This window comes from Wolbachia endosymbiont (group B) of Eupithecia inturbata (assembly GCF_964030915.1).
Classification (GTDB): domain Bacteria; phylum Pseudomonadota; class Alphaproteobacteria; order Rickettsiales; family Anaplasmataceae; genus Wolbachia.
Window position 1 is genome coordinate 481,638 of record NZ_OZ034987.1, and the last position, 20,284, is coordinate 501,921.

The 20,284-nt window shown below is 33.1% G+C and carries 18 protein-coding genes, 1 tRNA gene and 2 pseudogenes; 15 read left to right on the plus strand and 6 right to left on the minus strand.

Annotated elements, in window-relative coordinates; genetic code table 11:
- Nucleotides 1-99: 99 nt before the first annotated feature.
- From ACQH21_RS02360 to ACQH21_RS02370, 3 genes are all read left to right on the plus strand, one after another.
- On the plus strand, nucleotides 100-1,737 hold the full coding sequence (locus tag ACQH21_RS02360; RefSeq protein ID WP_425384419.1) for a hypothetical protein: 1,638 nt from the start codon (nucleotides 100-102) through the stop codon (nucleotides 1,735-1,737).
- A 235-nt stretch (nucleotides 1,738-1,972) separates the two neighbouring features.
- Nucleotides 1,973-2,668, plus strand: coding sequence for a polyprenyl diphosphate synthase (gene uppS / locus ACQH21_RS02365; protein WP_063630495.1), 696 nt, complete (start codon nucleotides 1,973-1,975; stop codon nucleotides 2,666-2,668).
- Entirely contained in the window at nucleotides 2,658-3,284 is a 627-nt protein-coding gene (locus ACQH21_RS02370) for a phosphatidate cytidylyltransferase (RefSeq protein WP_264375531.1), read from the plus strand. The genes uppS and ACQH21_RS02370 overlap by 11 nt, the downstream gene beginning before the upstream one ends.
- A gap of 15 nt (nucleotides 3,285-3,299) precedes the next feature.
- Here ACQH21_RS02370 and ACQH21_RS02375 read toward each other — a convergent pair whose 3' ends face one another.
- Nucleotides 3,300-3,509: a zinc-finger domain-containing protein gene (locus ACQH21_RS02375; RefSeq protein WP_007302836.1), complete on the minus strand. Its 210-nt coding sequence runs from the start codon at nucleotides 3,507-3,509 to the stop codon at nucleotides 3,300-3,302.
- Between the two features lie 71 nt (nucleotides 3,510-3,580).
- The gene (gene coaD, locus ACQH21_RS02380) at nucleotides 3,581-4,087 is read right to left on the minus strand and encodes a pantetheine-phosphate adenylyltransferase (RefSeq protein ID WP_007302835.1); all 507 of its coding nucleotides are present in this window, start codon (nucleotides 4,085-4,087) and stop codon (nucleotides 3,581-3,583) included.
- A gap of 74 nt (nucleotides 4,088-4,161) precedes the next feature.
- Here coaD and ACQH21_RS02385 point away from each other — a divergent pair.
- The 3 genes and pseudogenes from ACQH21_RS02385 (at nucleotide 4,162) to ACQH21_RS02395 (ending at nucleotide 6,345) form a co-directional block, all read left to right on the plus strand.
- Nucleotides 4,162-4,234 (plus strand) — tRNA-Phe (locus ACQH21_RS02385).
- A gap of 60 nt (nucleotides 4,235-4,294) precedes the next feature.
- A complete protein-coding gene (locus ACQH21_RS02390; protein ID WP_264375532.1) occupies nucleotides 4,295-5,233 on the plus strand; it encodes a gamma-glutamyl-gamma-aminobutyrate hydrolase family protein in 939 nt (312 codons plus the stop codon).
- A gap of 163 nt (nucleotides 5,234-5,396) precedes the next feature.
- Nucleotides 5,397-6,345 (plus strand): annotated as a pseudogene (locus tag ACQH21_RS02395) (IS5 family transposase).
- 211 nt (nucleotides 6,346-6,556) lie between these two features.
- Here ACQH21_RS02395 and ubiH read toward each other — a convergent pair.
- Entirely contained in the window at nucleotides 6,557-7,714 is a 1,158-nt protein-coding gene (gene ubiH / locus ACQH21_RS02400) for a 2-octaprenyl-6-methoxyphenyl hydroxylase (protein WP_425384420.1), read from the minus strand.
- Between the two features lie 139 nt (nucleotides 7,715-7,853).
- On the opposite strand from ubiH, the gene ACQH21_RS02405 reads away from it, so the two are divergent.
- From ACQH21_RS02405 to ACQH21_RS02425, 5 genes and pseudogenes are all read left to right on the plus strand, one after another.
- Entirely contained in the window at nucleotides 7,854-8,234 is a 381-nt protein-coding gene (locus ACQH21_RS02405; protein ID WP_374699349.1) for a hypothetical protein, read from the plus strand.
- 46 nt (nucleotides 8,235-8,280) lie between these two features.
- Nucleotides 8,281-8,907 (plus strand): annotated as a pseudogene (locus ACQH21_RS02410) (IS6 family transposase).
- Between the two features lie 146 nt (nucleotides 8,908-9,053).
- Entirely contained in the window at nucleotides 9,054-9,653 is a 600-nt protein-coding gene (locus ACQH21_RS02415) for a peroxiredoxin (RefSeq protein WP_010401485.1), read from the plus strand.
- Nucleotides 9,640-10,587, plus strand: coding sequence for a thioredoxin-disulfide reductase (gene trxB, locus ACQH21_RS02420; protein ID WP_425384421.1), 948 nt, complete (start codon nucleotides 9,640-9,642; stop codon nucleotides 10,585-10,587). The genes ACQH21_RS02415 and trxB overlap by 14 nt, the downstream gene beginning before the upstream one ends.
- Nucleotides 10,588-10,678: 91 nt before the next feature.
- Nucleotides 10,679-12,130 (plus strand): TomO hydrophobic C-terminal domain-containing protein, encoded by a 1,452-nt coding sequence (locus ACQH21_RS02425; RefSeq protein WP_425384422.1) that lies wholly within the window; start codon nucleotides 10,679-10,681, stop codon nucleotides 12,128-12,130.
- 136 nt (nucleotides 12,131-12,266) lie between these two features.
- On the opposite strand, the gene ubiB is transcribed toward ACQH21_RS02425, so the two are convergent.
- Both ubiB and ACQH21_RS02435 read right to left on the minus strand, forming a co-directional pair.
- Nucleotides 12,267-13,688: a 2-polyprenylphenol 6-hydroxylase gene (gene ubiB, locus ACQH21_RS02430; protein WP_425384423.1), complete on the minus strand. Its 1,422-nt coding sequence runs from the start codon at nucleotides 13,686-13,688 to the stop codon at nucleotides 12,267-12,269.
- Nucleotides 13,685-14,416 (minus strand): metal ABC transporter ATP-binding protein, encoded by a 732-nt coding sequence (locus tag ACQH21_RS02435; RefSeq protein WP_264686436.1) that lies wholly within the window; start codon nucleotides 14,414-14,416, stop codon nucleotides 13,685-13,687. Before ACQH21_RS02435 ends, ubiB begins: the two co-directional genes overlap by 4 nt.
- On the opposite strand from ACQH21_RS02435, the gene ACQH21_RS02440 reads away from it, so the two are divergent.
- Nucleotides 14,408-15,283: a zinc ABC transporter substrate-binding protein gene (locus ACQH21_RS02440; protein ID WP_425384424.1), complete on the plus strand. Its 876-nt coding sequence runs from the start codon at nucleotides 14,408-14,410 to the stop codon at nucleotides 15,281-15,283. The two genes, ACQH21_RS02435 and ACQH21_RS02440, sit on opposite strands and share 9 nt — an antisense overlap.
- Before the next feature lie 549 nt (nucleotides 15,284-15,832).
- Here ACQH21_RS02440 and rpmG read toward each other — a convergent pair.
- Nucleotides 15,833-16,033 carry a 50S ribosomal protein L33 gene (rpmG, locus tag ACQH21_RS02445; protein WP_012481745.1) on the minus strand — a complete coding sequence of 67 codons (201 nt, stop codon included), beginning with the start codon at nucleotides 16,031-16,033 and terminating at the stop codon, nucleotides 15,833-15,835.
- Nucleotides 16,034-16,182: 149 nt separating this feature from the next.
- On the opposite strand from rpmG, the gene ACQH21_RS02450 reads away from it, so the two are divergent.
- The 3 genes from ACQH21_RS02450 (at nucleotide 16,183) to ACQH21_RS02460 (ending at nucleotide 20,281) form a co-directional block, all read left to right on the plus strand.
- Nucleotides 16,183-17,940 (plus strand): Rne/Rng family ribonuclease, encoded by a 1,758-nt coding sequence (locus ACQH21_RS02450; RefSeq protein ID WP_264704611.1) that lies wholly within the window; start codon nucleotides 16,183-16,185, stop codon nucleotides 17,938-17,940.
- 73 nt (nucleotides 17,941-18,013) lie between these two features.
- On the plus strand, nucleotides 18,014-19,924 hold the full coding sequence (dnaK, locus tag ACQH21_RS02455; protein ID WP_425384425.1) for a molecular chaperone DnaK: 1,911 nt from the start codon (nucleotides 18,014-18,016) through the stop codon (nucleotides 19,922-19,924).
- A 72-nt stretch (nucleotides 19,925-19,996) separates the two neighbouring features.
- Nucleotides 19,997-20,281, plus strand: a complete 285-nt coding sequence (locus tag ACQH21_RS02460; RefSeq protein WP_425384542.1) for a BolA family protein — start codon at nucleotides 19,997-19,999, stop codon at nucleotides 20,279-20,281.
- Nucleotides 20,282-20,284 lie beyond the last annotated feature (3 nt).

Genomic DNA, 20,284 nt, shown 5'->3' on the forward strand with positions numbered 1-20,284 from the left:
AAATAAACTAATAAATTCATTAGGCCTTTTATCATAATGCTTGATTATTTCCTCCTAATACATGCAAAATTAAAATACTAAGTAAATTGAAATAAGATTATGGATTTTGATAAGGCAGGCAATGCAGAAGACTTATATAACGAAAAACTTCAACTGATATGTAAGACTTATAACAGAGAATTACTATCAAATCAAAGAGTTGTTGATGGCATCAATTCAATGGATTACAGTAAGCTTAAAATCTTATGCAAGTATCATAATAAGTTTAGTCACAAAGGTATTGAAGAATTACTATTAGATGAGAGCATTGTTAATCACATCAACGATTATGATGATGAAATGTTTAGGTCCATGCTAAATGATGCACCTGCGGAGCACAATATTCTAGAAATACTAAAAGGTGGGAAGGTTTGCAATATCAACAATGAATTCGAAAGTAGTGATAGTGAGGAGAATGAAGAAGATTATGGATATTATGATTACGAGGAAGATGAAAAAAATGATCCGAATAACTTCGCTAAAGAAGCACTAGGAAATAAAGGAATTAATGAAAAACATGTTGATGATGTTCAGTTTTGCAACGATGCAGATGTGGGAATACCACTAGAAAATCAAAATGCTATTAGGAATATCCGTTTTATTCAATGGATGATAGTTGAGAGTGATGGTAAGCTTAGTGAGCAAAATGTTACAGAATTACTAAAAGATTCGAGTTCTATTGATCGAATTAACTCTCTTGATGATAAAAAGCTTCAACTTATACTCAAGAGTGATAAGTTTAGTGGTGAAAATATTATAGAGTTATTAGGAAATCAAAGAGTTGTTGAATACCTCTATTTTATTGATTATGAAAAATTTGAACTCATTCATAATAGTGATAAGTTTAATAGTAGCAAGTATGCTAGTAGCAGTCACAAGGTTATAAGGTTGCTAGAAAATCAAGAGCTTGTTAAGCACATCAATTTTATTGATTATGAAAAACTTCAATTCATACTTTGTAATGATAAGTTTCTTCTTAGCGATATTATAATACTACTAAAAAATCAGGAGGTTGTTGAGAATATCATTTCTTTTAACATTGAAAAATTTCGACTCATATTTTATAGTGATAAGCTTAACTGTGTAGATACAATAGAATTACTAGAAAATCAGAAAATTGTTGATTGCATCGATTCGATTGCTCTTAAGAAATTAGAATTCATATTTAATAATGGGAATTTTAGTTTTGAAAATATTATAAAAACACTAAAAGATCAAAAAATTGTTGATTGCATCAATTCAATTGCTCCTGAGAAATTAGAACTCATATTTAATAAGTTTAGTTCTCAAGATATTATAAAAGTACTAGAAGATCAAGATGTTGTTAAGGGCATCAATTCTGTTACCACTAAAGAGCTAAAAGCAATAACAGATAATGTTACTGGTAAGGTATTTGTCAATATATTTAAAAATTTTAAACCTAGCGTAAAGTCGACTTTGAGGCTTGCTATACTCCTGCGTAAAGCTGGTAAAATTACAGATATTAATATCGATTACTTGAACAACAAGGAACGTATTTACGAAGATATAATTAAATATGTTCCCCAAGAGCTGGACATAAATATAGAGTCACTTATACCACTCCCTACATTTAAAAGATATACTGAATGCGAAGAACCTGTGTCAAAATTATATAATTTATCTTTAGAGCAGGTTATTGAGAATATAAATCCACATAAAAGAGCCAGGTATTCCTAACACCACTAAATTCATTTGTTTATAATAATTTCACTATATCGTAAAACCATCTATATCAGACTATTTTTACTATATTTTCTTGGTAAAATCACTGGCAGCTGACACCGAGGTTGAGAAAATTTTTGTAATATAGACTATCAATGATTTTTCAGTAATAATATAGTTTTAGGTGGATATAGTGAACGTTTCATACAGAGATATAGACATTAAGCTAATTAGAACAGGTTGAATTCAAATGTTGAATCTAGAATCTCTGCCAAAACATCTAGCAATTATTATGGATGGTAATGGTAGGTGGGCAAACAATCAAGGAAGGGTAAAAATTGATGGCTATAGAAAAGGCAGTGAGGTTGCATTTGATATTGCTAAGCATTGCACAGTCCTGGCCATACCTTACTTAACTTTGTATGCATTTTCCATGGAAAATTGGCTCAGATCTGAAAACGAAACAGACTACCTATTTAATTTATTTTACTCCACTTTAACTAATGAAGATAAAATGAAATTCATTTACAATTGTAACATTAAGTTAAATTTTATTGGCAATTTAAGTCTATTGCCCAGTAAAATATTCGATCAAATCAAAAAAGCAGAAGAAGTGACACATAAGAACGATGGTCTATTACTCACTGTTGCAGTTAGTTATGGAGCAAAGCAGGAAATTATACATGCTATCAACAACGTCATAAAAGGAAATATTGATTGCGTATTGGAAGAGGAATTTGAAAAATTTCTGTATACTAAAGATTTGCCAAAATTGGATTTATTAATTCGCACTGGTGGCGAAAAAAGGTTAAGCAATTTTTTATTATGGCAAGCAGCTTATGCTGAATTGTATTTTTGTGATACTTTGTGGCCCGATTTTTCTTGTCAAGATTTGACCAAAGCACTAGAAGATTATACAAAAAGAGAAAAAAAATATGGTAGATAATAACTTTATGGTTAGAATATTGTCCTCAATAGTAATATTACTCATATTTTCTTTTGCTACATATTTCAGTGATTTATCATTTTATCTACTAATTTTTTCAATTGCAGTTTTATCTTCTTTTGAATGGTATAATCTAACTCAGGGCAATAGAATCTTATACATTTTTGCATTACTACTCATTGCACTACCAAATGCCTCGCTAATATGCCTATATAATCTACCACAGGGAAAATATGCATTAGTATGGCTTATCTTAACTATTTGGAGCATCGATATTGCTGCCTATTTTTTCGGCAAAAATTTTGGTAAAACTAGAATTTGTCCAATCATTAGCCCTGGGAAAACTTGGTTAGGACTTTTTGGTGCAGTCTTAGCTGGAATAGTGTGTGCAATTTTTGGCTCAATATTTTTGAGTTTATTTCCAATTTTTTATTCTCCAATAATTGGTTTGATAGTTGCTATTCTAGCCCAACTTGGAGATTTCACTGAGTCACTCATCAAAAGAGTTTACAATGTTAAAGATAGTGGAGGTATTATACCAGGCCATGGAGGAGTACTCGACCGTATGGATAGTTTCATTTTTACTGCCCCTCTCATTGCTATTTACATAAGCTAAAAAAATGAAGTACTATTAACCTTTGGTTCTTTCCTTCTTGCTTATTACTTTCACCTCAACAGATTGAAATTCTTCGGCACTCACTATTTCATCCATTGACTTATTACAATAAGGACAATACATTTCTCCTTCTTTGTGTAAGTATACTATTGGATGACCAGAACCATCATCATTCTCATCACCACGGCAGCAAACTATTACATTATTATCCCTCACTTTTAACATGTCTCTCCTTTAGCTTACAATATTTTACACATCTAACATACTCGTTTGGAAATAAAAAAGACAACAAATACTTATTCTCCATTTTCTACCCTATTTAGATTAATCAATTCACTTTGGACACTTTTTGACACAAAGTTGCTAACATCTCCTCCTAATCTCGCTATTTCCTTTACAAAACTTGATGAGATAAATTGAGTATCCTCAGATGCAGGAAGAAATATAGTTTCGATTTCAGGAAAGAGCTTATAATTTACCCAACTCATTTGAAACTCGTAATCAAAATCCGATACTGCTCTCAGTCCTCTAATAATAACAGAAGCATTTTGCTCTTTGGCAAACTTCACTAGCAACCCATTAAAGGATATAATATCTGCATCAATTCCTGCTCCTTTCACTTCATTTTTAGCCATGCTTGTGCGCAGTCTTATGTCAAAATTAGTATGTTTATTAACATTCTCTGCAACACCAATTATCAACTTATCGACTAGCTTACATGCTCTTTTTATTATGTCAAGGTGCCCAAAAGTTATGGGGTCAAATGTACCAGGATAAATTCCTATTTTGTTACTAATGTTCATTCTTTGTTTCTATACTTCAAAAACTTTTGATGGACATGATAACGTTTTTTATCTAAAAATGAAAGTACGTAGTTGGCCTGATAGCTCAGTTGGTAGAGCAAAGGACTGAAAATCCTTGTGTCGCTGGTTCGATTCCTGCTCAGGCCACATTCTTTTTCTTAATGTTCTATAATATATTATAATATTAATATAATTATTTAGGAAATAATGTATAAATGTTACAATAGAATATTTAATATACTATTAATTACATTTCTACTATTAAGTAATATCGCTTATAGTGAAAAAGTAAACAAAGAATTATCTGCTTTGACAGTGGAAAATGCAGTAAATTATAATATAATTGTTGGTTTATTGCAAACAGATGAATCTCAAAATATCTATGAGATATTCAATAATTTTGGGGTTAAAACTATATTCATTGACTACGACAAAATAATTAATCTAAAAGAAATCCAAGAAGAGTTCGCAAAACAAGATGAAATATTGGCAAAAAAGCTGATACTAGATCGAATAAAAGTTGAAGTTGCAAAATTTATCAAAGAGCAAAAGATAAACAGAATATTTATTTCAGATAACTTTCATTCAGCTCTTAACCCTTACCGCCAGCTTGTGAATGAAGCAATTGTAAAAACAGTAGATGACAATCCTACAATTCATTTGCTTGCCATATGCGGTGGTTTACAAGACATTATGCATGCAAAAGAAATTGAAATAACAAATGTTGTTAATGATGAGAAGAATCATTTAAAATCATCATCCTATCCACAAAAAGAGAATATATCTCTTCAGCAGATAAAAATTGTTCCAGGTAGTCGTTTGGAAAAAGTGGTAGCTAGATTTTTACTACCTAATCAAAATGGCTGGTTTTCAACTTATTTTCCGAATGCTCATTCAGGTACAGTAAGTAATACTACAGAGAATAGAAGAAGGCTAGAGCTACTTGGATATAAAATTGCAGCATTTGCCAATGACGGGGTAATAGAAGCTATCGAAGATAAGCATGGTAATATTTACTTTCAAAGTCATCTAGAAGCCCTTGTTGTCAAATCAGATAAAAACTCTCGTTTGTCAAGCCAAAAGGTACGTCAGGTTTCAACACTAGTTGCTATAGCGATTATAAATGATTTTCTTCATCGCGTTTAATGCTAAAATAAGGAAAATCATTTAATGTCATGCCAGTACCCTTTTTCTTGTCATTCCAGTGCGTGACGCTGGAATGGCTTTGTTGCATAGGTCAAATAAAAAGAACTGGCAGTTACTGACAAAATTCACTATAAGACAAGCATTTAAACTACTAAAGAAAAATATGCCACAAAAAATGAGAGTCAGTAACTGCCATGAATATAACAAATTTCTCCAAGAGAGGGGAAATATTTTTTATTACGTCAATGATGCCATAGAAAATTGGTACGAAAAAGGTCCAAAAATGGCTGGTGGCAACTATATTTATAGCGATAAGGTCGTGATTCTGGTTCACATAATAACTTATTTATTTAGAATAGGTCTGAGACAAACAGCGGGATTTATAGAAGGGTACCTTGAGCAAGTAAGGAAAAACTTGCAAGTTATTAGCTATTCCCAGGCCTCAAGAAGGCTTAAAAAACTTAACATCAAAATTAATGATCGAAGACATGATAAAAATAATACAGAAGATATTGAGATTGCCATAGATAGTACTGATCTACAATAATATTCCAGGTCATAGCAAGGCAAATGGTACAGATAGAAAGTATCGCCGCTATGAGCAAACAAGAAAACTGCATGTAATGCTAGAGATAGGTAGCAAAAAAGTTATAGCAGCAAAATACAGTGGCGGAGTTTATTCTGACCACTATGGAGCATGTGATCTTATTGCAAGGATTGATGTTAAATATAATATAAGCACACTATATGCAGACAGGGCATATAATCGAAAGAAGTTATACAAACTGTGCGATGAGCTTGACATAAAGACAAGGATTCCTCCGCAAAATAATGCAGTAGAGCATCCAAAGTTGGATTATATGGATGAGAGAAATTCTACAATCAAGCTCATAAAGTCATATGATGAAGATGGTATGAAGAGGTGGAAAAAAGAGATAAATTATGGGAAGAGATCTTATATAGAAAGTTTTTTCTCGCGACTGAAGCAAACATTTGGGTTTAGTTTTAGAAACAAATCTGAGGTTAATCGTGAGAGAGAACTGCTACTCAAGTGTTATTTGCTTAACAAATTTACTGATATAGGCATGGCTAAATTTGAGATAGCTTCATGAATTTATTCCACGTTACCTATTATCCGAAGAGTGATGAAACAAAGCCCGCTGGAATTCAGTTTTTCATTTCATCAAATTTAGCGTAAGCTCAAGTTTGCTTATAAATTTTTCTGGATGCCAGTGTCTGGGCACTGGCATGACATTATGGAATTTGGGCTCCAGTGTCAACTACTCTAATGACACCTGATTATGATGAAAGAAATCTAATGATTTATATAAACCCCATAGCATGTCGAACGAAGCTTTTTTTAAGAAAATCTGAATTTTCAACTACCATTAAACCAAGATTGCTCAGAACTTTAACGCAAAGTATTCTGTTGGAAAATATTCTATTTAGTCCATCAGTTGCAAGTGCCATAGTAAAATTATCAAAGTATCTATCACGTGAAATTTTCTTCAATAGATAATTACTGCCAACATCAATGCCAGAGGATTTTGCAGCAGTTATTTGTCTAATAACACTCTCTACATCTCTCATTCCAAGGTTAAGTCCTTGACCTGCAACTGGATGGATTGAATGTGCTGCATCGCCAATAAGCAAAATTCTGCTTTTATGAAGCTTTCTCGCAAAAGTAAAACTCAAAGGGTAAGATTTTCTTTCACCCTCTAATTCAATTTCTCCCAAATAAGAACCAAATCTTTTTTTGAGTTCTATGATAAACTCCTCTTCAGATAAGCTCATCAGCATTTTTGAAATTTCGCATTTTTCTGTCCAAACTATTGAAGAAGTATAGCCACCTTTCATTAGCAAAATTGCAAATGGACCACCAGGAAAAAACCGCTCTACAGCTAAGTTTTGGTGATGTAGTTCATGTTTTACATTAAATACCATGCTATTTTGTTTATAATCAAATTTTATTATTGTTATAGAAAACAACTCTGGCAGCTTAGAGTTTTTACCTTCAGCGCAGATAAATAGCGATGATATCAATTTTTGATCATTATCAAGAGTAACTTCCACGTATCCTTCGTCACAAGCGATTGTTTTATAGAAACGTGGAGAATATATATTGAGTTTATGCAAAAAATTATTATTAATTGCATTCCATATAATAGCGCTCTTGATTACATAACCCATTGGCTCTTCACCAACCATTTTATGGTCATAATGAACAGTAAATGGGCTATCTCCATCTAATATGCATATATCAAGTATTGGTTCAGCTTCATCTTCTAAGAACTGCCAAATTCCTAATTTTTCTAGTATTTTTTTTGACCCTTGAGAAATAGCAAATGCTCGATTATCATCAACTGCACGTGGTAAACTATTTTTCTCAATTACGGCTACAGATACAGAGTCATTACTCAGGCCAATAGCAGTAATAAGACCAATTAGCCCACCACCTGAAATGATTACATCGTAATTCATTTTATTTACCTAAAATTACATTTTATTCGTTTTGAAAATAGTTTAAACAAACTTTGTAGATGCTGGACTTCTTATCACTACCTTAGTATACCTCAGATTAGTAATAAAGTATTAATTATTTTATTAAAGGAAACAGCTTATGACTACAGATTGTAAAGAAGAAATGAGAAACTGTATCTCTAAATATAAAGAAGAACTTGCAGAAAATAAAGCAGCAATTAGACAAACTTTAACTAGCGATAAAATTAATATAAGCGATTACTTTTATCAGGGTGATACAATCTGTAATGAAGAACTATTTAATGTAGGAGGCGAGTGTCAAGATACACAACGTGGTAAATATACGTATGATGAATGGAAGCAAAAAATTGAAAAATCTAAAGCTAACGAGTTGTTAGAAGACAAAAATTTGCAAGAAACGTTAAAAAGCAAAGATTCGCAAGAAGAGTTAAAAGGCAAAATATCAAAGAGTCTTGAGGATTATAAACAGTATCATGAAAAGGTTCTGTCGCATTTGTAGGGAAGTAGAAAGAAGAATGATATAATTGTCTAAAAAAAAAGCAAAGATGTTTCGTATCAATCAAAAATTGTTGCCATATTTCAAAGGATTTAGCTTTTCAGCGGATGTTATCTGTATACATGAAATGTCGATTCTCTTTGAGCTATCGAGATTTGGAAGAAATGATGAGTATAAGGGAAGCAAAATGCTACGTTACAAAGGTGGGTTATCACCACTGATAGATGAGGCAGTAAGGAAAAGAAAGAAGCAGGTTGGTAGTAGTTGGAGAGACTTACATTAAATTAAACGGTAAATGGGTTTATTTATATACTGTAGACTTCCTCTTGTGTGTTAGTAGAGACAAGTCTGCAGCACTTGCATTCTTTCGTAAAGCCTTCAGGAGTAACTATCTTCCTGAGAAAATTGTAATTGATAAAAGCGGCAGTAATACTGCTGCTCTTGATGATTTGAATGCAGAAATTTCTGAAGATTACAGTTCTTCAAATAAAATATCTAAATAATATTGTTGATAGATTTATCAAAAAACTAATAAAGCCAATGCTTGGGTTTAAAAGCTTCCATTCCGCAAAGATTACCATCACAGGCATAGAAAATATTCGTATGATTCAAAAAAGACAAATTATTAAATAATGTTTCTACTTTTGAGAATTTTGCTATGTTAATGGCTTCATAACTCCTATAATCCCACCTTTAATGATCTTCTTTCCTATGGTTTATAGATGCAACAGAACCGTTTTTATAGGATTGGGGCTAAAGAAAACTTGCATGTAAATGTATCAAGGTATAAAATTATAAATATTAAGAATGAATAGGTTAGTTATGAATCTTGTAACAAAATCCGCTATCGATTTTACTGCTTCGGCTGTTCTTGCTAGTGGAAAAATAGTTGATGATTTCTGTTTAAGTAAACATATAAAGGATAAGTATGCTGTCCTTTTTTTCTATCCACTTGATTTTACTTTTGTCTGTCCAACTGAGTTGATATCATTTAGCAACAAAATAGAAGATTTTTCAAAACGTAATGTTGAAGTGATAGGAATAAGTATAGATTCAAAATTTTCACACTATAAATGGCGAAACACTCCAGTTAATGATGGTGGTATTGGAGAGGTTAGCTACAATTTAGTGTCTGATATCAAAAAGTCTATATCAAGAGACTATGGGGTCTTATATGATGACTCAATTGCACTAAGAGCAACTTTTGTTATTGATGATAAGTTTGTTGTACGTCACCAATCGATAAATGATTTTCCTTTAGGGCGTAATATCGATGAGTTTATTAGAATTATTGATGCAATAAAACATAATGAAGAGCATGGTGAAGTATGTCCAGCAGGGTGGAAAAAAGGTAAGCCAGCAATGCAGGCAAGCGATGAAGGAGTGGCTGATTATCTAAACTCACACAGTGCAGAATTATAAATTGAGTACAAAAGTTCTTATTATTGGATCTGGAGCAGCGGGTTATGCTGCTGCTATATATGCAGCACGTGCAAATTTAGAGCCAATTGTAGTAACAGGAATGCAACCTGGTGGTCAGCTTACAATTACTACGGATGTTGAAAACTATCCAGGTTTTATTTCTATACAAGGTCCAGAACTCATGGAACAAAAGAGGTTGCATGCAGAGAAGGCGGGAGCAAGAATAATAGACGATGAGATAAAAAGTGTAGAACAACTTGAAGGTTCTGGTGAATATGGATTCAAGTCCTTTGGTAATAGTAATGACTACTATTCAGATTCAATTATAATTGCATCTGGTGCACAAGCAAAATGGCTTGGCCTGGAGAGTGAAAAGAAATTTCAAGGTTACGGAGTTTCAGCATGTGCAACTTGTGATGGCGCATTTTTTAAGAATAAAGTTGTAGCTGTGATTGGTGGTGGAAATACTGCCGTTGAAGAGGCAATATTTTTAACTCGATTTGCTAAAGAAGTTATACTGATACACAGGCGTGATAAATTAAGAGCAGAGAAAGTAATGCAAGACAGGCTCTTTAAAAATGATAAGATAAAGGTGATATGGAATCATACCGTAGAACAGGTTCTTGGAGAAGAAAATCCAAAAAAAGTTACTGGCGTTACAATTAAATCGACAGAAACCAAAAAAATCCAGGAATTGAAAGTGGATGGAGTGTTTATTGCAATTGGGCATGCGCCAAATACATTTATTTTTAAGGGCTTTGTTGAAATGGATCAGCAAGGTTATATAATTACGAAACCTGGAACAACTCTAACAAGTAGGGCAGGGGTGTTTGCCGCTGGCGATGTTCAAGATAAGGTATATCGCCAGGCAGTAGTTGCAGCAGGTACAGGGTGCATGGCTGCACTTGATGCAGAAAAGTTTTTGGAATCATAATTAGTTCTAAAATTTTTAACTAAATTACTTGCAATTTTCTTTGTTTTTTTTATAATTATGTTAATAAATTATAGATTGAGGAGAATTTAGTATGCTTTCGAGAAGTAATGTAGGTTTTAGAAGAAGTGTTGTTGATGATACAGGATTACGAGCTCAAAATCAAACAACTTCAGGACAATCAACAACAAAATTATTTGAAGCTATTGATGAAAAAAAGCTAGGAGATTTTGAGCGAGCTCTGGAAGAAGGTGCGGATGTTAATGCGTTTAATGAAGAAGGCATGACACCTTTGATATCTATAATTGGTGATTTATCTGCAGGCTCTGAAACAGAAGAAGAAAAAGAATATCAGAGTATGATTAGGTTACTTCTACTTCACCGAAGCATAGATGTTAATATTCAAAAAAAAGGTGATGGCAATACAGCTTTGCATCTAGCAATGTCCTTTCAACAAAGGAAAGTGTTACAACTCTTACTAAGTCATCCGAGAATAAGTATGTATCTACAAAATAAAAGATTTCAAAATCCTGGGGAATTTGCTAAAAAACATCGTGCTGAGCATTTGATCATAGAAATACAAAAAGCACAAACAGGAAAACAATTATTGAATGCTCTTTCTCATGGAAATTTCCATGAAGCAAAAAGACTATTAAATGAAGAATTCAACCCTAATTGCTGGAAAAGAAATTTCAATGGAGAAATAGAAACGCTGCTTAGCCTGATTATCAAATCATGTTTACAAGGAATAACACAAGATAACGAGGAAGTATTGACTAAACTTTTAGAACATAAAGACCTAGATTTTAATCAAATAAAACCGATACCAGCTATAGAGCAAAATCCATGGGTGAAGCAAATCATTGAACAAGCTATGAAAGAGCGATTAACTGATGCTATTAATAGAAAAGATTTGGGTGATGTAAAAAAATTAGTAGAAGATAATTGCTTTATGAATGATCAAATTGTTATTGAGTTGCTTAAAAGTTTTAATCCTGTCAGAGAATATCTAAATGGAAAATTCCCTGCAACTGTGGAACAGTCTTCAGCAAATGTACATAATGTTGCCCCGGAAATAAACGACGATTTGATTGCTCAAGAATTGCAGCAGCTCGAAAACCTTAGAAATGAGCTTGAAAGAACAAAGGCTCAACTTACAGAAAAAGAGCAAGAGCTGAATAGGGCCGTAAGTGAAAGAACTAGAGACACTAACAAAATTTTAAAGTTAGAAAGGAATTTGGGGCAGGGGAGATTAGAACTTCAAACTCAAAATCAAGACTCAAAGAACAAAAACAGAAAACTTTCAGAAGCAAGCATTTATAATAGAAGGCAAAGTAACTATGCCTCTGCCTCTTTTGTGTTATCTGGAGCGTTTGCTATTGGTGCATGTTTAACAATATCGAATTTAGAAATATGTATTTCACTTGCTGTAGCTGCACTTGTTTTCATTGCAATTGGGTGCTACTGTTCATATAAAGCAAGTACAGTACTGAGTGATGTGACAAGCACTGAATTTGATAATGTTATCAGTTTAAGACAGAGTTAAGGTTTTTACTTCTTCTCTAAACTCTGCTGAAAGTTTTATACATCCTGAAAATACCTTGATAATTCGAGTGAATGTGAACCTGAGTGGTTTCAAGACTTAAATAGTTGTTGTAAACTTGCTTTTATTATCTTTTAGTTCAAGAAATTAAAAGTTTAACGATGAGAATTATAATTACAGACCAAAGTAAAAAGTAGGCTTTTCCATTTGATCTATTTTTCACTTGTAATTTTTTGTCAGCTACTAGGTTTAATTTTTCTATAAGGCTAAATATTCCTTGGATTGTTTTGATGGGATAAGAGCTTTTAATTTTTTCCCTATACCCTATTTTACTTTCATGTTGACTGTTTATCCATGTTTCAACTACTTTCCACATATTGATTTCTGGATAGACTTTCCTACATGTTCCTTCTAATAAAATCATAGTTTTCTGCAGCAATAACAATTGTGTTTGAACTTTCATATCAAAATCACCAGTTATTTTTAGTAGCTGAGTAAGTAATCGAGCAAATGAAATCTTCTGTATAGGCTGTCCAACAATGGGCTCACCTATTGCTCTGCAAGCTGTAACAAAATTTCTATGCTGTGATGGAACATAACCAGCTTTAAAGTGCATTTTTGCAACGTGATCGTAATCCCGATTTAAAAATCCCTTGAGTATCTCTATAACGTAGTAGCATGTCTCACGATCTATTCTACCCATGATTCCACAATCCAGGGCAATAATATTGTTATTACTATCGATCATTAAATTTCCAGGATGCATATCAGCATGAAAAAAACAATCCCTATATACCTGATTACAAAAAGATTCTATAAGATTGATAGCTATTTGCTTTCGGTTATTCAGCTTTTCAACTTCGTATATTGGTATAGCTTCCATCCATTCTAATGTTAAAACCTTTTTTGAAGTTCTACTCCAATCTATTTCAGGTACGTAGAAACCTCTGTCATGTTTAGTATTTTCCTTCAGTTCCGAAGAGTGGGCAGCCTCAAAGCGTAGATCTAACTCTAATCGGCAAATTTCAGCAAAAGTTTTGACTAATTCAACTGGCTTCAGCCTTTTTGATTGTTCACTAAATTTTTCTGCAATTTCTGCAAGCCAAGAAAGCATTTTTATATCCCTTGAGAATGTTTTCTCAATATTTGGCCTCAAAACCTTTACAGCAACTTCCTTACCCTCAATTGTAACTGCTCTATGCACCTGAGAAATTGATGCTGCTGCAATTGGCTTTTCAGAAAAACTTGAAAAAATGTCGCTTAATTTACAATTAAACTCACTTTCTATAGTTTTAACTGCTATTTTATACGAAAATGATGGCAATCTATCACATATCAATAGCAAGTTATTTGTTATGTCCTCATTTAAAATATCAGTGCGTGATGAAATGGATTGCCCAAATTTAATGAACACCGGACCTAATCTTTCAAGAGCACGCTTTAGTTTATGACCTTGTATTTTATTTATTGATTTTTTTGATGGTGGAAGTAAATAAGGTAACACATTGTAGCGTGTTAGCACTGTAGTTATTTGCAGAAGACGTAGAATATTTTGAATCATTTCGCTGCGTAACTGCCAAATATTTCATTTATCTCCATAATTTCATCAGGTTTACCTTGATAATAGATAGTATTATTTATGCAAATTATGTAATCTGAGGATGGTAGAGCAGAGTTAAGGTCATGAGAAGTCATGAGAATCGACACTGATCGTTCTTTTGCGATTTTATTTATAATATCGTAAAATTTAGCTCGTGCGTTAATATCCATTGCACTGACTGGTTCATCTAAAATGATCAAATCAGATTCTGAAATTAAACAACGTGCAAGTAGCAGTAGTTGTGTTTGTCCTGCAGAAATTTCTAATACTTGATTCTTTAAAATGTTACCGATGCCAACCAATTCTATCGCTTCTGTAACGATAGATTGATTTTTTTTGAATCTCTTCGAGGAGCTATTGAAAAGGAAAGACTCAACTGTTATTGGCATCAAATTACCAATACTAAAATTTTGTGGCATATAGCTAATTTTTACATTATCGGCAAATAAAATACTGCCAATATAGCCTTTATTTATACCAGCAACTGCTTTCACTAAAGAGGTTTTACCTCCGCCATTTGGACCAAGTATTGTAACTATATCTCCTCTTTCTACTGATATATTGATATTATCAAGAACTTTTTTACTACCATGTGCAAGAGTAAGGTTTTCTATTTTTAGAATGCAGTTATTGACATTACTTAATTTTTTGTCAAAAATTGACTTCTTCTCAATATTTATATGAGACATTTACTGATTTTTTTTCTATTACTTTCACTTACACTATACTACAATAGTGCCTTTTCATCCAATTTAAAAATTGTAGCTACAATCAAACCTATACACTCACTTGTAGCTTCTGTTACAGATGGGATTTCAAAGCCAGAATTACTAATGTACGAAATAGTGTCTGAACATAACTACATGCTCAGGCCTTCAGATGCAAGTAAATTAGAATCTAGTAATATTATATTTTATATCGATGATTCTTTGGAAACATTTGTTAAAACTTTCGCTAAAGAAAATAAGAAGTTAATACCGCTATCAAGTGCAATCGATCTACTTCCTGCTCGACCACATTCATTTTCTAGTCACATTCAAGATGAAAAAGATTTGCATATTTGGCTGAGTCCTGAAAATGCAAAAAGTATGATAATTTCTATCAGTGCAACATTATCTAATATAGATAAAGAAAATGCCTATCGATACAATACTAACGCAGAGGAGGCTATAAGAAAGATAGACCAAGAAGTAGAAAAAATTACGAAAGAATTGGATGAGTTAAAAAATCAAAAATACATAGTTACTCACGATGCTTATCAATATTTCGAAAAATATTTTGATTTAAGTTACCCAAGCGCCATTCTTTCTATAGAAGAGGATTCTTACATAGGTATGAAGAGTTTAATGAAATTAAAAAAGGTAATGAAAGAGGAAAACGTTAAATGTATTGTTTCTCATTCACGAGAGGATAGCATAAAGCCTAATGTCTTTTCTAGTGACGTAAAAATGGTGATTCTTGATCCTATTGGATCAGATGTAGAGCCTGGAAAGGATGCATATCTAGATATAATCAGCAGCATTGCACAAAATTTCAAGTCTTGTTTCACTGAGTAATGAGTTCTTTTATCTATTCAGATAGCATTGCAAACTTAGTGCTTTCTATTCCAATCACAACTATACCGACATTATCTACCAGAAGTATACCATCCCAGTATCAAGTACTGGGATGACACCTTCTACTACGCAAATTACCACAATGTCCGCACGGCTATACACGTGATGCTGGAATTCTTAGCACACCTTTTGATTTATGAAAAATCAGTGTCTGCATTTACTTCTATTTTTTTATCTATTTTATTTTGCCATTTTACTGCTTACTCTGTATTCAAATTACATGAACCTTTTTATATGAGGCAAGCTCAGGTTATTTTTACGTTTATATATTGATCCGATCTAGTCCAATAAACCCTCTAAGGAAAACCCTTAGATTTTTGACCTACTAACGTGTGACACTTTAGGTTTTAGAGCGTTTTCTGTGTTTTATACTTTATGTTTATTAATTGTGTAATGATCAACACTATGAGTTTCACCTTCCCTTCCATTATATCTCTGAGCTCCATTATTAGAGTATAACTTGATTATAAACTATATATAACAATAAACTTACTTTAATTTTTCTTCTTTAAATAATACGTGTCTTCTGACCACTGGGTCATACTTCCTAAACTCGAGCTTTTTGGGAAGGTTCTTAGGATTACGTTTTTTTACACAAAAATAGCCTGTTAGTTTCTCTTCTCCAGTTTTTGTTGTTTTAGTTGCAGTGCTAACTAGCTTGACAAGCAAAGAAGCATTTTTTTTCGCCATAATTGTTAGTGATATAATAAACTCTATGCAAGTTTAGAACGCAAAACACTGAAAGTCAACCCAATAATGCAGGTCGCAAAATTCTTGACAATCAATAATATATTAAGTAGTATAAAAAGATTTCAGAATGAAAAGCAGACGGTAAATAAGTGGCGAGTGATGGCAAAAGGTTATTATTGATAGAAAGTACTACCTGTTCTAACGAGGTAAGGGTTGCCCTACTAGTTAATGGTAGGGTTGTAGAGTTTGAACAAGAATTCAAGGAAAAAAGACAATTAAGAGGTAATATATACGTTGCTTATGTAAAGCGTATAGAGCCTGCTTTGCAAGCCGTGTTCATTGAGTATGGAAAAAACAAGCAAGGTTTTTTGTCTTTTTCTGAGATATCTCTAAATTACTTTAATATTCCAGAAAAAGAGAAGGAAATTTTCCCTGACGAAGGCTATTCGAGCGGTGTGGACTGTTCAAATGATAATTGCACAGAAGAAGGCCTGGATTCTACAGCTAGTAATGAATCCAGCAGTGGTTTTGTGAGGGAGGTACCTTTACATAGAAAATATAAGTTACAAGATGTGATTTCAGTAAATCAAAAGTTATTGGTTCAATTAACTAAAGAAGAACGAGGAAATAAAGGAGCTTCATTTACAACATACGTAACTTTGGTCGGTAGATACTGTGTTTTCATGCCCAATTCCATAAGTAGGGGTGGAGTATCTCGCAGAATTGAAGATACCAACGTTAGAAAACAGTTAAAGGATATATTAAATTCAATAAATTTACCAAAAGGCTCAGGTTTAATAGTAAGAACTGTTGGTGCAGGAAAAAGTAAGAAAGAAATTGAGCAAGATTACGATAATTTGACCTTATTATGGCAAAATATCCAGCAAAACTTCTCTTCTTTAAATGTTCCATCATTAATTTACAACGAAGCAGATGTAGTTATGAGATCTGTACGTGACTTTTGTAGTAATGATACAGAAATTATAGTATCTGATAGAGAAGTTTGTGAAGCGGTAAGAAAATACACTAAAAATGTGTTACAAGGAAAATTACGTCCTAGGTTATATAGAGGCTCTGTTCCAATCTTTACTTACTATCGAGTCGAAGATCAAATTTCTGAATTATATAGCAATAGAGTAGAATTACCATCTGGTGGGTCTTTGGTGATAACCTTAACTGAGGCATTTGTTTCAATAGACGTAAATTCAGGGAAAATGACAGGAGAAGATAACATAGAAGAAACAGCTTATAGAACTAATATGGAGGCATTATCTGAAATATCAAGGCAAGCGAATCTCAGGGGCTTATCAGGGTTAATAGTTGTTGATTTTATTGACATGTTGAAACTTGAGTATTGCAAAAATGTTGAATTTGCTATCAAGCAGGCGTTTAAAGATGATAGAGCTAAAGTTCAATTTAGCTTTATCAATGACTTTGGTTTAATGGTCTTTTCAAGACAAAGAATTAAACCAAATATACAGGAAATTAATACTACAGAGTGCTTACGCTGTAAAGGTATTGGAAGAGTGAAATCAAACGAAGTGGTTGTTGCATCGATACTAAGGGATTTGCAACATATTGCTAATAAAAATCAAAATAAGTCCTTTGATTTAATAGCACGCAGTGCAGTTATAGCGCACATTTTTAATAATAAGCGTGATATGGTTTCTACAATCGAAAAAGAGTTCAATATTACATTAAATGTTAGTATTGATAATAGTTTAGATGCAGATACATTTATTTTAAAGCAAGGAGACCATATTAATTTTAATGATTATAAGCCATTGCAGAATTCTGGATGTCAAATTGTGAATAGCAGGGATAAAGAGGCTGGTAGTTCAGATAAACTACCGGGCAACTTTTGGTTAACTAAATGGCTTTCGCGCCTTTTGGGCTCTAACAACTAAACGGGACTTGTAATTAACGAGTTTTATACTTATATATTTTACATCAGATAATATTTAAAAGGGAGTATTCATTATGGGAAGAGCAATAGGTATAGATCTTGGGACAACAAATTCTTGTGTTGCAATAATGCAAGGCAAGGATACAAAAGTAATTGAGAATAAAGAAGGAGCAAGAACTACTCCATCTATAGTTGCATTTACTTCATCTGGAGAAAGGTTGATTGGTGCTCCAGCAAAAAGGCAAGCAACTACCAATGCAAGTAATACTTTTTTTGCAACTAAGAGATTGATAGGTCGCCAATATAGCGATCCTGAAATGAAGAATCTAGGTGTACCGTATAAGGTATTTGCAGCAAAAAATGGTGATGCATGGGTTAAAACAACTGATAGTAAAGAATACTCTCCTAGTCAAATTGGTGCATTTATACTACAAAACCTGAAAGAAGCAGCTGAGGCTTATCTTGGGGAAGAAGTAAAGGATGCTGTGATAACAGTGCCGGCGTACTTCAATGATTCTCAACGTCAAGCAACAAAAGATGCAGGAAAAATTGCTGGATTAAATGTCCTCAGAATAATTAACGAACCAACTGCTGCAGCACTTGCTTATGGTCTTGATAAAAAGCACGGACACACAATAGTAGTGTATGATCTTGGTGGTGGTACATTTGATGTTTCAGTTCTTGAAATAGGTGACGGAGTTTTTGAAGTAAAAGCTACAAATGGTGATACTCACCTTGGAGGGGAAGACTTCGATAATGCAGTAGTAAATTATTTACTGGGTGAATTCAAGAAAAGTAATGGCATTGATTTGAAAAACGATCCAATGGCTATGCAAAGAATCAAAGAAGCTGCAGAAAAAGCAAAGGTAGAATTGTCAAGTGCAATGGAAACAGAAATAAATCTACCGTTTGTTACAGCTGATGCAAGTGGCCCAAAACACTTAAATATGAAGCTAACAAGAGCAAAGCTTGAAAGTTTAGTGAATGATTTAATTGAAAGGACTATAATTCCTTGCAAAAAAGCTCTTGAAGATGCTGGTTTGTCTGCTAGTCAAATTGGTGAAGTAGTTCTTGTTGGTGGCATGACTCGTATGCCAAAAGTCATAGAGAAAGTTAAAGAATTCTTTGGCAAAGATCCACATAGAGGAGTTAACCCTGATGAAGTTGTAGCAATTGGGGCTGCAATACAAGCAGGAATTATTCAAGGTGATGTAAGAGATGTGTTACTACTTGACGTAACTCCACTTTCTCTTGGTATTGAAACTCTAGGGGGAGTGTTCACTCCACTTATTGAACGTAATACTACTATTCCCACAAAAAAATCTCAGGTATTTTCAACTGCAGAAGATAACCAAACAGCCGTTACAATTAAGGTACATCAAGGTGAAAGAAAATTGGCGATTGATAATAAACTGCTTGGTCAGTTTAGTTTAGAAGGAATACCACCTGCTCCTCGCGGGGTTCCTCAAATTGAGGTGACATTTGATATAGATGCAAATGGAATAGCGCATGTTTCTGCAAAGGATAAAGCTACTGGAAAAGAGCAAAAAATACGTATTCAGTCTTCAGGTGGTTTATCGGAGGATGAAATAAATCGGATGGTGAGAGAAGCTGAGGAAAAAGCACAAGAAGATGAAAAGCGTAAGAAATTTATTGAAGTGAAGAATCAAGCGGATAGTTTAGTTCATTCTACAGAAAAATCTCTGACAGAATATGGTGATAAAATTTCTCCAGAAGATAAATCTGCTATTGAAAATGCAGTTAATGAGTTAAAGGAAGTGAGTAAATCTGACAACATTGATGATGCTGATTCAATACAACAGAAAGTTACTAACCTCTCTCAGTTATCTATGAAACTTGGAGAAGCTATGTATAAGGAATCTCAACAACAAGGTGGAGAAAGCTCATCCACAACAAATAATGAGGAAGAAAAAGTAGTAGATTCTGATTATCAAGACATGGATAATAAAGAAGAGAATAAGTAATTCGATTGTCATCCCAGTGCCCAGATACTGTGGGATGACAAGAGGAGCGTATTGTTGCTTAAAGGAACTATTGTGGATATTATTAAGACAATAGAAGAAAAATTACGCGATTCAATAGGTGTAATTGATATTAATATTATCGATGAATCAGCAAAGCATGTAGATCATTATTTTGCTTCTTCTTTGACACTACCTTCACATATCAAATTAGTATTAATATCTAACGACTTTTCTGGAATGAGCTCTTTAAAGAGGCATAAATTGATCTATGAATTATTAAAGAGTGAAATAGAGCGATTACATGCGATTTCTCTTCACTTATATACGCAAAGCGAATACAATCTAAAAAATAAATAATAA